13 protein-coding genes and 1 riboswitch are annotated in these 13,834 nt (G+C 52.8%); of the genes, 5 read left to right on the forward strand and 8 right to left on the reverse strand.

From position 1 onward, the window contains the following. Window positions 1-41: 41 nt before the first annotated feature. Window positions 42-830: a helix-hairpin-helix domain-containing protein gene (locus AB1I67_RS19020; RefSeq protein WP_367031680.1), complete on the reverse strand. Its 789-nt coding sequence runs from the start codon at window positions 828-830 to the stop codon at window positions 42-44. Between the two features lie 425 nt (window positions 831-1,255). Beyond that, window positions 1,256-1,362, forward strand: a riboswitch (TPP riboswitch). Between the two features lie 38 nt (window positions 1,363-1,400). Between AB1I67_RS19020 and AB1I67_RS19025 the strand changes: the two genes are divergently transcribed. Continuing rightward, on the forward strand, window positions 1,401-2,054 hold the full coding sequence (locus AB1I67_RS19025; protein ID WP_367031682.1) for an energy-coupled thiamine transporter ThiT: 654 nt from the start codon (window positions 1,401-1,403) through the stop codon (window positions 2,052-2,054). Between the two features lie 89 nt (window positions 2,055-2,143). Here AB1I67_RS19025 and AB1I67_RS19030 read toward each other — a convergent pair whose 3' ends face one another. After that, the gene (locus tag AB1I67_RS19030) at window positions 2,144-2,380 is read right to left on the reverse strand and encodes a hypothetical protein (protein WP_367031683.1); all 237 of its coding nucleotides are present in this window, start codon (window positions 2,378-2,380) and stop codon (window positions 2,144-2,146) included. A gap of 224 nt (window positions 2,381-2,604) precedes the next feature. Between AB1I67_RS19030 and AB1I67_RS19035 the strand changes: the two genes are divergently transcribed. Further along, on the forward strand, window positions 2,605-2,829 hold the full coding sequence (locus AB1I67_RS19035) for a helix-turn-helix transcriptional regulator (RefSeq protein ID WP_367031685.1): 225 nt from the start codon (window positions 2,605-2,607) through the stop codon (window positions 2,827-2,829). Window positions 2,830-2,900: 71 nt separating this feature from the next. Here the strand turns inward: AB1I67_RS19035 and AB1I67_RS19040 are convergent, their stop codons facing one another. From AB1I67_RS19040 to AB1I67_RS19055, 4 genes are all read right to left on the reverse strand, one after another. Then, window positions 2,901-5,399 carry a homocysteine S-methyltransferase family protein gene (locus AB1I67_RS19040; RefSeq protein ID WP_367031687.1) on the reverse strand — a complete coding sequence of 833 codons (2,499 nt, stop codon included), beginning with the start codon at window positions 5,397-5,399 and terminating at the stop codon, window positions 2,901-2,903. Window positions 5,400-5,460: 61 nt separating this feature from the next. Further along, entirely contained in the window at window positions 5,461-6,108 is a 648-nt protein-coding gene (locus AB1I67_RS19045; RefSeq protein WP_367031688.1) for a vitamin B12 dependent-methionine synthase activation domain-containing protein, read from the reverse strand. Window positions 6,109-6,165: 57 nt separating this feature from the next. Beyond that, window positions 6,166-7,020, reverse strand: coding sequence for a methylenetetrahydrofolate reductase [NAD(P)H] (gene metF / locus AB1I67_RS19050; RefSeq protein WP_367031690.1), 855 nt, complete (start codon window positions 7,018-7,020; stop codon window positions 6,166-6,168). A gap of 101 nt (window positions 7,021-7,121) precedes the next feature. Next, window positions 7,122-8,204, reverse strand: coding sequence for a hypothetical protein (locus tag AB1I67_RS19055; RefSeq protein ID WP_367031691.1), 1,083 nt, complete (start codon window positions 8,202-8,204; stop codon window positions 7,122-7,124). Window positions 8,205-8,640: 436 nt separating this feature from the next. On the opposite strand from AB1I67_RS19055, the gene AB1I67_RS19060 reads away from it, so the two are divergent. Continuing rightward, window positions 8,641-9,663, forward strand: a complete 1,023-nt coding sequence (locus tag AB1I67_RS19060; RefSeq protein ID WP_367031693.1) for a PTS sugar transporter subunit IIC — start codon at window positions 8,641-8,643, stop codon at window positions 9,661-9,663. A gap of 144 nt (window positions 9,664-9,807) precedes the next feature. Here AB1I67_RS19060 and AB1I67_RS19065 read toward each other — a convergent pair whose 3' ends face one another. Further along, window positions 9,808-10,860 (reverse strand): hypothetical protein, encoded by a 1,053-nt coding sequence (locus AB1I67_RS19065; protein ID WP_367031694.1) that lies wholly within the window; start codon window positions 10,858-10,860, stop codon window positions 9,808-9,810. Between the two features lie 10 nt (window positions 10,861-10,870). Beyond that, the gene (locus AB1I67_RS19070) at window positions 10,871-11,836 is read right to left on the reverse strand and encodes a GH25 family lysozyme (protein ID WP_367031696.1); all 966 of its coding nucleotides are present in this window, start codon (window positions 11,834-11,836) and stop codon (window positions 10,871-10,873) included. 195 nt (window positions 11,837-12,031) lie between these two features. Here AB1I67_RS19070 and AB1I67_RS19075 point away from each other — a divergent pair, with 195 nt between their 5' ends. Beyond that, complete coding sequence (locus AB1I67_RS19075) at window positions 12,032-12,199, forward strand: hypothetical protein (RefSeq protein WP_367031697.1); 168 nt, start codon at window positions 12,032-12,034, stop codon at window positions 12,197-12,199. Between the two features lie 61 nt (window positions 12,200-12,260). Continuing rightward, complete coding sequence (locus AB1I67_RS19080) at window positions 12,261-13,637, forward strand: diguanylate cyclase (protein ID WP_367031699.1); 1,377 nt, start codon at window positions 12,261-12,263, stop codon at window positions 13,635-13,637. The last annotated feature ends 197 nt before the right edge of the window (window positions 13,638-13,834 follow it).

Here is a 13,834-nt window from a genome sequence, read left to right on the forward strand (position 1 = left end):
GCGCCACACGGTGATGTCTCTTCTTATGTTCCCGTTATGACCTACACAGTAATGTCATCTTTTATCTTCTGAAATGCTGCGTCTTTGATCCCGGACACCTTCATGATATCCTCAATACTTTCAAATCCGCCCCGCTGCTGCCGGTAACGGATGATATCCTCCGCACGCGCCTCCCCGATTCCCCGCAGGGTCATCAGTTCTTCTTTTGAGGCGGTATTGATATTGATCTTTGTATGGGCAGTATCCGCGTTCTCACCGCCCGGAATGATGATCCCCCCGCTGCTGTAAATACCGCCGCCTGGAAGGCCGGCCGCCACGCTGTCCTGCGCCATAGCCTTATCCGGCACCTGGACCTTCATGCCGTCCCTGACCGGTTCCGCCAGATTGAGAAAGCTCTCCGCCGCATCTGCGGTAAATCCGCCCGCCAGCTCCACTGCCTCAAAAACCCGCTGGCCCTCTGCCAGCTCATAGACTCCCGGACGCTGCACCTCGCCGCACACATGTACAAAGCATGTCTGTACCGGGCTGGATTCTGTACTTCCATCTCCTGCCGTCCCGACTTCCTCCTGGCTTTGTCCGCCGCTCCGGCTATCTCCGGACAGCTCTGCTGATCCGGGTTCAGACCCCTTCGCTGATCCATGTCCAGACGCCTCTGACGATCCGGATTCAGACGCCTTTGAAGCTCCGTCTTCCGTTTCGCTCTGCAGCTCCTCCGCATGGGATATCCCCACAGGCTCACCGCCCAGGCTGCAGCTATAACAGCACCCGACCGCCAGCACAAATACTGCTAACGCCAGCCACTTCACCATACCAGATATTCCTGTTTTCATGTTCATCTCTCCTTTTCCGAGAGAATCCCAAAATCAGCCTACTACTATTCTACCGAAATCCCCCTGCAAATACAAGCGGTATTTTTGGCAAATATTTCTGCTTGAGTTTCCGCATTTTGCAGCGGCAGCAGTCGGGGGATCAGACAGCACGGTTTTTGTGACTTTGCAGGTTTTTAGAAGATGTTAGCCCTCAGGATTTTCTGTTCTGGAAGCGGAAGGGGTTGTCTGAGCGTTAGCGAGTTGCCCCTTCCACTGGCAGGTTTTTAAGAAAATCCTGAGGTCTTACAGCTTCTTAGAACCGAAACCGGAACAAAAACCGTGCTGTCCGATCCCCCGCCTGCCGCCGCTGCAAAATGTGGAAACTCAAGATATTTCTGCGCTTGACATCTGATCCTCCATGGAGTATACTTCCGTTTGAAACGAATATATCACGCTAGGGGAGCCTTTACTGGCTGAGAAAGATGCAGATTCCATCTGACCCTCACTACTTGATCCGGTTCATACCGGCGTAAGGAAGCTTAATACTTCAAGGTAGTCCCCTCCTGTGTACACCACAAAGGAGGATTTTTTATGTCTATTGTTACCCCAGACGGCGGTCTGACCACATTTGGTTACATATTGTGCATCCTTGCCGCCCTCATCCTGTTTTTGATCGCAGGCCTGATCTCCAGGAACCGAAAAACAAAGCTGTCCACCAAACAGCTGGTATTCTGCGGAACCGCCATGGCCCTTGCTTTCGTCGCTTCCTACATAAGGATATTCCATATGCCTTACGGCGGCTCCGTCACCCTGTTCAGTATGCTGTTCATCTGCCTGATCGGCAACTGGTACGGCATTGGGGTTGGCGTCCTGACCGGGCTTGCCTACGGGATCCTCCAGTTTTTGCAGGAACCGTTCGTGCTCTCCCTGTTCCAGGTCTGCTGCGATTACGTGCTGGCATTTGCCGGGCTTGGCCTGGCCGGCGCTTTTGCAAACTCGAAGAACGGGCTGGCAAAAGGCTATCTTCTCGGTATCCTGGCAAGGGGATTTTTCCACTCTCTGGGGGGATACCTGTACTGGATGGATTACATGCCCGAGGATTTTCCGCAGGCCATAACCCAGCTATATCCGATTGTTTACAACTACTCCTACATTCTGGCGGAAGGCGCGTTGACCCTGATCGTGATCGCCCTGCCCCCGGTCCGGAAAGGGCTTGACCAGATAAAGAAAATGGCGCTGAGCTGACAGATCCGCCCCTGCGCCACAAACAATAAAAAATGAAAACACCTGTAGACTTCGGAAATCATGCTTTTCCCGATGCCGCCACAGGTGTTTTATTTTTTAAGCTGCTTTATCAGATAATCCCTCGCCTCATTCCCATCCCGGAAAGAGCCCTGATTTCTCCCAAGCAGGTAATTGATCGCATCCCGCCACTCTGCCAGAGAGTACTCCTCCGCACTTACCGCAGTAAGATGCTGCGCCAGTCTGTCCCAGCAGCAAGCCATCCGCAGATCTGACAGATACAGTATGCCCATCTGCTCCGCTAAATTCTCCAACAATCCCCGGCTCATTTTTATCCTCCGCATTTCGTACAGTATTAGAGTATATTACTCTAATTATAGTGTAATCTACTCTATAAGTCAATAATACCTCCAAACTTCTGTATAATTTGAGTTACTATTCATCCGTCCCTTGGTCTGTGCAGAAATATGTGTAACACTCAGGTTATTATGCGCAGTTCTGCACAAACTGACACCGAGTGCATAGTGACGCAATTTAACTATGAGGTGGAGTCATGACTTACTATGAAATGATCAGGGAGCTGCGGGAGGACAACCGCTATACGCAGAAAGCTATTGCCGAAATCTTAAGTATCGGCCAGCGCACTTATTGCGATTATGAAAGCGGGAGGACCCGGATTCCCGTAGAAAGCCTGATAATCCTTGCGCGTTTTTACAATGTGAGCCTGGATTATATCTGTGGTGTGAGTAATATAAAAAAAGAATTTCCCAAGATTTAAAAATACCAGAAGGCCGAATGCTCCTTAGCATCGCACCTCTGGTATTTTTCATTCGGCAGACGCTTCTTTTATCAGCTCCCGAACACTTCTTCCGCATAATTCACAGACGCCATGGCATCACGGCAGTAACGGTCCGCTCCCATGGTCTTTGCATATTCCTCCGTCAGCACTGCTCCGCCCACCATGACCTTTGTCCAGGGCGCAGCCTGGCGCAGCTGCCGGATCGTGGCTTCCATGCTGGGAACTGTGGTCGTCATCAGAGCGCTTAAGCCCACCAGCTTCACCTGCCGCTCAACCGCAGTCTCTACGATGGATTCCGGCGGTACGTCCTTCCCTAAATCCAGCACATCATAGCTGTAATTTTCCAACAGGACCTTGACAATATTCTTGCCGATGTCATGGATATCCCCCTTCACGGTCGCAAGGATAATGGTACCTTTCTTCTCCTGCTTCTGACCGCTTTTTGTCATCGCATCCTTTATGATCTCAAATGCTGCCTTGGCCGCCTCCGCGCTCATAAGGAGCTGCGGCAAAAACAGGGTGCCATTCTCAAACCCCCTGCCTACAAGATCCAGGGCCGGTATCATCTGCCCGCTTATGATATCCAGGGCATCTTTGGACTCCAGAAGGACACTCACGGCTTTTGCTGCCTGTTCCTTCAGCCCCCGCTCAATGCTGTTTCTTAAAACTGCGCCCGCATCATCCGTACCCATGCTGTCTGCGCCGTCCGCTGCCGCATTCCCGCTGCCGGTTCCTCTGCCCACTGCACCAGTGCGCGATCCCATCTGCCCCGGCGCGCCTGCCGCCTGTCCGCGGACCGCACTCTGTCCCAGGGTCGCGGCCTGCCCGCCGTAAACCTGGATATACTCTCCACATTGCGCATCCATGCCCATCAGCGCACGGAAGCTGTAATACGCGCGCATCATCGCCTCTGAGTTGGGATTGATGATCGCGGCGCTCAAACCATTCTGCATTGCCATCGTAAAGAATGCCGCATTGATGATCTCCCGCTGAGGCAGGCCAAAGGAAATATTGGACACGCCCAGGATCGTCTTTCCATGCAGCTCATCCCGGACCCTGCGCAGGGTCTCCAGAGTCGTTATGGCTCCCTGGCTGTCGGAGCTGACCGTCAGGCACAGTGCATCGATCAGGATATCCTCCGGCCCGATGCCATACTCCGCCGCAGTCCGGTAGATCTTTTCCGCCACGCGGATCCGTCCTTTTGCAGTCTCCGGGATTCCTTCCTCGTCAAGGGCCAGTGCAACCACCACGCCGCCGTACTTCTTCACCAGAGGGAATATGGCGCGCATGGATTCTTCTTTGCCATTCACCGAGTTGATGAGCGGTTTGCCGTTGTAGATGCGCATCGCCTGCTCCATCGCCACCGGGTCGGAAGTATCCAGCTGCAGGGGAAGATCGATAATGCTCTGAAGCTCCCGTACCACCTCCACCATCATAGACGGTTCGTCGATCTCAGGCAGCCCCACATTCACATCCAGCACATGAGCTCCGTGATCCTGTTGGGTCACGCCCTCCTTCAGGATATATTCCAGATTGTGGTCCCGCAGGGCCTGTTTGAATTTGGACTTTCCGGTGGGATTGATCCGCTCTCCGATGATGACCGGACTGCCGCCGATCTCCACCGCCTGGGCGAAGGAAGCCACTACCGTGCGGCTCTTTTTTGCCACCGGAACCGGTGTTTTCTCCCGGCACAGCTCCACCAACTTCCGGATATGCTCCGGAGTAGTTCCACAGCAGCCGCCCACGATCCGCGCCCCCATATCCACAAGCTCCGCCATGGTCTGTGCAAACGCGTCCGCGTCGATATCATAGACAGTATTTCCATGTTCACTGCGCGGCAGGCCCGCATTGGGGTTGACGATCACAGGGATCGAAGAAACCGCCAGGATCTCCTTTAAGGTATCCTTCATCTGTACCGGGCCAAGGCCGCAGTTCATCCCCAGCGCATCCACACCCAGCCCTTCTAACATCGCCACGATAGATGCGGGGCTGCCGCCGGTCAGAAGTTTTCCGCGCTCATCAAAGGTGACCGTCACGAATACAGGAAGGCTGCTGTTCTCCTTTGCCGCCAGCACCGCCGCCTTGGTCTCATAGCTGTCGCTCATGGTCTCGATCAGGATAAGGTCCACCCCTTCCCTGACAGCAATCTCGATCACTTCCTTATAAATCCCGCAGGCATCCTCAAATGCCAGATCCCCCAGGGGCTTTAAAAGCTTCCCGGTCGGCCCCAGATCAAGCGCCACATATGCCTGTTTTCCGCTGAGGCGTATGGCCTCCTTCCCATTGCGGATTGCAGCGGTAATGACCTGCTCCAGGCCATATTCTGTGCCTGCGTGATATTTTAATGAATCCACGCCAAAGGTATTGGTGGTCACAATATCCGCACCGGCTTCCAGATACGCCCTGTGAATATCCACCAGTACTTCCGGGTGGCTGATGTTCCATGTACCCGGCAGCTCCCCCGGTTTTAATCCGTTTGCCTGCAAAAGACTCCCCAATCCTCCGTCGCAGAACAGGATCCGGTTCTGCATTTCCTGTAAAATATCCATGATGTCTCCTTTATTTCATGTCAGTATTTTCTCACAGCCACAGCCGCATTTCTCCGCCGTCTTATCTGCGGTAGGCACAGTCTTTCTTCCCGCACGCCTCGCAGCCCTGCACGGTGCAGTTTCGCGGCAGGCGGCTGGCCCCGATCACAGCCGTCACCGATTTGGACGGCGCCATCAAAAGGCTGTCCGTCAGCGTGACGCCGATCCGTTTTCCCAGCTCCAGCGCCGGGACGAGCTGACGCTGGCACTCCAGGGGGAAATCCCCATATCCCGGGCTGAAACGTGGACGCAGATACCAGCCGGTTTCCAGATATTCCTGCTTGAGCGCTTCATTTTTTTCATCACAAAAGGTCTCCAGCATGGCGACGGACGCCGCCTGAAGGACCACCGCCCTGCTCATCTGGATCTTCCCATAACGCTGAAGCAGCACATCCACCTGGCTTCCCAGGGTCGCCGCAAACAGGATCACCTTTTCACAGTCCTTCAGATTCCGCTCCAGGCTGCGGCTCTCTGTCTGAAAACAGGTCATATCCAGCAGATGCCCCTCTATGGAAAACGGATACTCCCGCCAGACAGCCCTCGGCGCGGCAGTCTGCTCCAGCTCCCGCTCACAGGATTCCATAAGTTCTTTTACATTGTCCGGGATCTCCTGCCCTCTGTGGCCCAGATACCGCAGGACTTCCCGCTCATTCCATTCAAATCGCTCCATCTCAAGTCTCCATAAGCCTTCCCTCTGCATCCTCCGCCGCCCTGCCCCGCCGCAGCTCTACAGGATCTCCGACAGGCTCGCCTGGATTTTAGCCGCCACATCCGGTTTGTTCATGGAATAAATATGTATCCCGTTCACATGATTGGCGATCAGGTCGATGATCTGCTCCGTGGCATAGGCGATGCCCGCCTGTTTCATAGCCGCCGGATTGTCCCCGAACCGGTCTACGATCGCTTTGAACCGGGTTGGCATATAGGTGCCCGACATGGAAAGGATACGGCTGATCTGCGCGGCGTTGGTCACCGGCATAATGCCCGCGATCACCGGCACCGTGATTCCGCGCTCCCGGATCCGGTACAGATAATTATAGAGGATATTATTGTCAAAAAACATCTGGGTAGTCACAAAATCACAGCCCGCTTCCACTTTTTCTTTCAAATGCTGGATATCTGCGGTCTTGTTTGCCGACTCCACATGGCCTTCCGGATAGCAGGCCGCGCCAATGCAGAAATCCCCCGCCGCTTTGATCTCCGCAATCAGCTCAGAAGCATATTTATAATCATGCTCCACTCTGCCGTCCTTCGGAATATCACCCCGAAGCGCCAGCACATTCTCAATATTGTGAGACTTCAGCTCTTCTAAAACCGCATGGACCTTTTCCCTGGTAGATGACACGCAGGTAAGATGTGCAAGGGGCGTCACACCCTGTTTTTTAACGGAAGTCGCAATATCCACCGTATACCGGCTGGTTCCGCCGCCCGCGCCGTACGTCACGCTCATAAACGCAGGCCTCAGCTTGGCGATCTCCAAAGCTGCCGTCTCCACGGATTCGTATTTGTCCTCTGTCTTCGGCGGAAACACCTCAAAAGAAAGTGTCGGCTCCCCCTGTGCCAGGATGTCTTTGATCTTCATAATTGCTGTTCTCCTTCTTATGTCTTTTCTTATCCTCTGATGTCTATTATTTCTCCGCTGGAGCATTAGAGCAGTGAATGCATTGGCCTGCCTTCTGCCGGTCATTCCTCTATACGGTAAATGGATACTACATAATGGTCACCCTCATAATACCCATCCACAGAGAGGGCTCCGCTCTGAAGCTCATAGCTTCCGTCCTGTATCAGCAGACCGGGCATCTCCTCGCTCAGAAGCTCCGCACAGTTTTCTCCAGGGAGCAGCGCCCCGCTCTCCTCCAGCATTTCCAGGACTTCCCCTGACACATCCCCCAAAACCTGCGGGTCCTCAAGGGTGATATCAATCTGGTGGAGCGCCTCTGTCGCTGTGTCATAATCCAGCTCCGCATACTGATAAGCGCCATTCTCTCCGTCATTTAAATCGTACACGGTCCAGGTCACATACCAGGTATCCCCATTGTCATACTGCTCATTATAAGAATAAGTATTGCTGCCCGTCATATCCAGACCGTGGCGGTTCAGGATCTCAGCCAAAGGCTGTTCCATCGCTGTCCCTGACACAGCAAAATGGTACTCCCGGCTGCACTCCACCCCGGCCGCGATCACCTCATCCGCATCCAGCTCTATGTAATCCGCATCCCAGGTCTCTTCTTCTCCATAAAAATCCCCCAGATCCACATCATACTGCGGTTCCGGACTCTTGGGCATGACTGTATTGAACGCTTCCATCCCCATGGAAGCGCAGGAACCCAGCAATTTTATGACCACCAGGACAATGACCACTACAAGGGCTCCCGTGTTTTTCTTTGCTCCGGCACTCATTGGAACCTTTGGACGTTCCTGACGGACCGGAGCCGGAGGCTTCCCCGTACGGCCTGTTTGGCCCTGCGTACTACGTGCGCCCTGCGGCTGCCAGCTGCCCGTCGGGGAACTACCGTTGCCGCCGGATGGCCTGTCTCCATTGGGTGTCCAGCTTCCGCTGTTTTTTCCTGCTGCGGGCGCAGACTTTCCTGCTACTGGCGCTAAACCAGCATGATAGCTGCAGTCTGACTCATTTGCAGGATGGCGTTCATTTAGATAATAGGTAACGTCCCTGACATAAGGATGCTTCACCCAGCTTTTACAATTCTTGCAGTAATGAGACGCGCCCATCACCTGGTCGCATATCGGACAGATCTTCCGTACCATGCAGGTTTCCTCCTTTATTAGTTCTCAAGTGTTCATAGTATACCATGGTCACTAAATTCGTCCATCGCCTTCGGCTCGTTCTCATTAAGTGTCCAGGTATGCATTCTCACTAGGCTCGTAAATTCCTCGCCAAGTGTTCATAGTATACCATGGTCACTAAATTCGTCCATCGCCTTCGGCTCGTTCTCATTAAGTGTCCAGGTATGCATTCTCACCAGGCTCGTAAATTCCTCGCCAAGTGTTCATAGTATACCACAACTTTCCTGTATTTTCCACGTTGCAGTTTGTTATTTAATTAACAATATCGGATCTTTTTTTCCAGATTTCCTTTGCTTTTCCATGTTTTTGTGGTAATATAACACACAACTGCTTTGACCCGGGAAGTCAAATGTGTGCCTTTATGTCCCACAATACATAATATTAAGGAGATTTTATTATGGAACAGACAGGCGTAAAAGCATTTCTACAACGTAAAAACGTCAATATCACCGTCAAAACCTATCTGATCGACGCAATGGGGGCCATGGCATTCGGATTGTTCGCTTCCCTGCTCATCGGAACCATCTTCGGCACCCTCGGAGACAAAACCCATGTAACCTTATTTAACACCATATCGGAATACTGTAAGACCGCCACTGGGGCCGCTCTGGGTGTTTCCATCGCCTATGCGCTGAAAGCCCCGCAGCTGGTGCTGTTCTCCGCCGCTACGGTCGGGATCGCAGGCAACGCCCTGGGCGGGCCGGTTGGAGCTCTCGTATCCACGATTGTCGCGACGGAATTCGGCAAGATCGTCTCAAAGGAAACCCGAGTGGACATCCTGGTGACTCCGGGCGTGACCATTATTTCCGGTGTGCTGATCGCCCAGTTCGTAGGCCCCGGTGTGTCCGCATTCATGACAGCCTTCGGCAACCTGGTCAAGACTACTACCGAGATGCAGCCATTCTTTATGGGGATACTGGTCTCCGCTCTCATCGGCATTGCCCTGACCCTGCCGATCAGCAGCGCCGCCATCTGCATTATGCTGGGCTTAAACGGTCTTGCGGGCGGCGCCGCTACCGCCGGCTGCTGTGCCCAGATGATCGGTTTTGCAGTCCTAAGCTACCGTGAGAATGGCGTGGGCGGGCTTTTGGCCCAGGGGCTTGGAACCTCCATGCTCCAGATGGGCAACATCGTGAAAAACCCACGCATATGGATTGCGCCGACCCTCGCCTCCATGGTGACCGGGCCGATCGCCACCTGCGTCTTCCATCTGGAAAATATCGACGCCGGAGCCGGTATGGGAACCTGCGGCCTGGTCGGGCCGATCGGCGTCTACACTGCCATGGGCGGCGGCGCCAATATGTGGCTCGGGATCCTGCTGATCTGCCTGGTACTGCCGGCCATTCTGACGCTGGTATTTGGGGAGATCCTAAGAAAGATCGAGTGGATCAGGCTGGGGGACTTAAAGCTGGATCTGTGATCGCCAGTCCGGCCCCGACCCTGACTTCCACATAAAAACAGCGGGACTGAATGCACTGCGGACTCCATTTATCGTTCGCAGCCTGCACAATGCCCGCTGTTTTTATTCTCTGTGTTATACTACTTCCTGCTCGCTGTTTCCGGTTTAAGCATACCGGACTTCAAGTTTAAATATTTTGTAAAAACAGCTACTTTCCTGTTCTGCTGTCTGCAAAAAATCAGCCGCGTTTTCATAAACATTCATCAGCCATTCTTTATCGCCTTTGTCTCCCTCTCCAAGGACCGTTCTTCCTGCATTCCGCTCCAACACGATCATCGTTTCATCTGGAAAAACAGCAACAACTGCAACTGCATGAAAATCAGCTGAACCATTGTCTCCGGTGCTGGCAATCAGAATACCATCCCCCACATCAAAACTCCCGCGGTATTCCTTCGCAAGAACCATGCCATTATCCAACTCTCCACTGTCAACATTGCGGATGATCCTGCCAGAAGACGGCCCGCCGCCCACAACCTTTACAGATGTCTTCCTGCTTATAAATTCACTTATGGTCGGATGATAATCATAATGCTTCAGCTCATACGCTTTTGACACAGCAGTAAAATCTTCTATGGCAGAAGAGTCCAAAGCCTGGAACCCCTGCCATATTTTATCCAGGTATTCCCTATCAAAATCATACATCCAATCCGGGAATACCTTGGCACCGGGATAATCAGACCCTATAATACTGGCTTCACTCCCCTCCAATTTTTCAATGTCCATCAAATGCATGGCCCATGCGGCAGATTCAATGCAGGATACAGGCAGGCTGGGCGGAAGCGGTGTTTTCTCATATATATACTTTCCGTCCTGTTCATATTCAAAGAGAAAAATCCTGCTGTAGCCGCAAGCTTTCTGGTCCGATTCAAAAGAACGGTAACCGTCCTCAAAAGTCACCCGTTCTTCATTTTCCTCGCCCGCCTTATATTGATCCCCGTTAATAGAAACCAGCGGTCCCTCTTCCACATCCTGACCATAATACTGCTCCTGCTTCTCCCCAATTCCAGTGACAGTCCTCTGGACCACCGGCGTCCTCCCGCCCCCGACATCACAAATCACACCGCTTTCCCTCATCTGCCTGAGCAACTGCTGGTTCCCCACAACACGTTCAGCCGGGGCGCCGCACGCTCCGCCTGCCTGCTTCCTATACTGGTACATAGCACCTCCCTTATCCCGCAGTAATCACCGGACTGCCACCTGCCGCGTCATTGCTTCCGCTATCCGTCCCTGGTCCGTCGGACACGCCTGGTCCTTCCAGACTTACCGACATATCGGCCGAAGACTGGGAACCGCCTCCAGACTGCTGCCCTGCATCCTGTCCATTATAATCTTTGTATGAAAACTCCAGGCACACATCCCCGGCAATCCCGTTCACCCGTCCCTTGTCTGTCGGCTGCCAGATGGTCCGGTTCGCATACTCGCCTCCTGCGCCATACCTGGCCAGCCAGATATCATACGGGAACTGGCTGGTATCCATCTCATTGGTAAACTTCCAGTAATCGCTGTAAATGATCGGCGTATAACCAGCTGCCGCGATCACCTGGCAGAACGCATTGACCACATCCGTCAGCTCCTGGGTGGACAGATCCATGATATACTGGGACTCCACATCCACCGCGATCGGATAATTCACTGTATAATTCCGCGCCGTATCCACCGCAAACTGCGCCGCAGCCCGCGCCTCCTCCACAGTCTTCGTCTGAAGATAGATATAAGGAGCCGTCTTGATCCCGTGGGCGCTTGCCTCCCGCATGTTGCGGTCAAAATATTCATCCATGGTGATCTCACCCTCATACCCGTAAGAGACCATCCTGACCATGGCAAAAGAGATATCGTCCGCCGCCACCTGAGCCCAGTCAATATTCCCCTGCCATTTAGAAACACTGATCCCACGCTCAAGGACTCCGCTGATCACATTGCCCTGATCATCAAAATACTGTCCGCCAATCTTCGTCCACGGCTGCAGCGCCGCCGCCCCAGGGCCGCCTGGGCCTCCCGGACCGCTCTGGGCTGCACTGCCCTCCCCTGCCACGATCGTAGCCGCCATCGCCGTCATCACCGGCTGCGTACAAAGACACGCCGCCAGACAAGCCACCGCAACCCGTTTGTATTTCAGAATATTTCTATGTATCATAAACTGTCACCTCTCTTAATCCAGAATCATCCCCGGCACTCATACTTCCACGGACCGGAACATGTAGCATAAGTATACTATATTTCACCAGGAATAGAATTTAAAAAAAGCTTACGATTCATTACAGTTTCTGATATACTCGAACTATATGTTCAATCATACAGCCTTACAATAACACAATCGAGGTATCCAGTCATGTATAAGACACCCCAAAAGACCAACGAACCCGCCGACATTGTCATTTACCGGCAGGGCCAGGGCATCCTGCTGAAAGAAACATCTCTGCTGGCCTACGACACAACCACCCAGAAGATCCTGGAGCAAAATGTTACATGTATGTTCATTATGAAATACTTGCCTTAGGAAATGAAATCCTTTATACTTGACCCAAAAGGGTTTTACAAAAAACAGGGGGAGAAAGCTTGTGGAAGGTGAGCAAAGAAAAGAAACTATGATATCGATCATCATGTTTTTGGTGATCGGTATCCTTTTGTCAGGAATATACCTGATCGAAGCACGTCAATCTGTAGTCCAGAACCGGGAGCGGTACCGCTACATAGCCGCCAGCCAGTCCAATCTGATCTGCGGCCGGATCGATACGGTCCTTTCCAGAGTTTTTATGCTCAGCACATTGGTAAACGACAACGGCGGCGATACCAATTTCTTTGAGCGGCAGAGCAAACGCATCTATCAGGAAACCGAAAAAGATACCGGGATCGCACTGAAAAATATCGCCGTAGCCCCGCAGGGAATCGTAGAAAAAGTTTATCCGTCAAAAGGAAATGAGGCGCTGGTCGGCTTTGATTTTATGGACGAGACCAAGCCGGGAAACCTCGAAGCGATCGCGGCATACAAACGCGGAGAACTCATCATCACCAACCCGTTTGAACTGATCCAGGGCGGAAGCGGATTTGCCGGACGTCTACCCGTTTTCCTGGAAAATGACGGTCACCAGGACTTCTGGGGACTCGTCACTGTCACCATCGATTTCGATGAACTGATGAAAACGATCGATCTAAAAACGCTTTCCAACATGGGAGTAGACTATACATTCTGGTATCAAAACGATGACGGAAATAAAACCATCATGGAAGCCTCATCACAAGCCCCGGAACATCCGGTCAGCTATGAGTTCACAGTCGGGAATCTCTCCTGGCATCTGGACGTAGCCCCATCCGATGGCTGGATCGACTATATTGAACTGGCAATAGTACTCTGCGTGATTTTTGTAGTCGCACTGCTCATGGCCCTCCTGCAGCTGAACCGGGGACAGATCAAAAAAGCCAACGAGCGGCTCCAGCGTCTGGCACACTTAGACGGCCTGACCTCCTGTTACTCCAGAAACTATGTCAACACCATACTGCTCAACCAGCGCAACGGAGAATGGAACGACCCGAACCTGAAATATTCCCTGGCGATCGTCGATATCGATAATTTTAAATCCATCAACGACACCTACGGCCACGAAGTCGGAGACCGGGCGATCATCGCCATCTCCCAGACCTTAAAAGACAACTGCAAAAGCGCCAACGGCGACTGCGTGATCCGCCACGGCGGCGATGAATTTATCATTCTCTATAACGATGTAACAAAAGAACGTTTCCAGCAAAAACTCGCATCCATCGTCCAGGAAGTCCGCAACATCCATTTCCCGGACCTGCCGGAAATGAAGCTCTCCGTCAGCATCGGAGGCGAACACTATTCCACCCCCGACCAGTCCCTCTACTACAACATGGTCCGCCAGGCAGACAAAAAACTCTACCAGGCCAAAGAAACCGGCCGAAACAGATACAACCTGTAAATATGTCCCCTACCGCCCATTCACTTCCCCGCCGGCTCCCGCTGCCGTTCACCAGTACCGTCGCCGGGATAAGAAATCCCCCGGGGCGGCAGAAAAAAGATTTCTAAGTGTCTTCCGTTCGCAGACAGAGAAAGGCGGGAGTCGTGAGGATAGCGGACTGCACGCTTTTAGTGCTGTCCGATAGCCACATGACTCCC

It is taken from the genome of Clostridium sp. AN503, from assembly GCF_040719375.1.
Classification (GTDB): domain Bacteria; phylum Bacillota; class Clostridia; order Lachnospirales; family Lachnospiraceae; genus Brotaphodocola.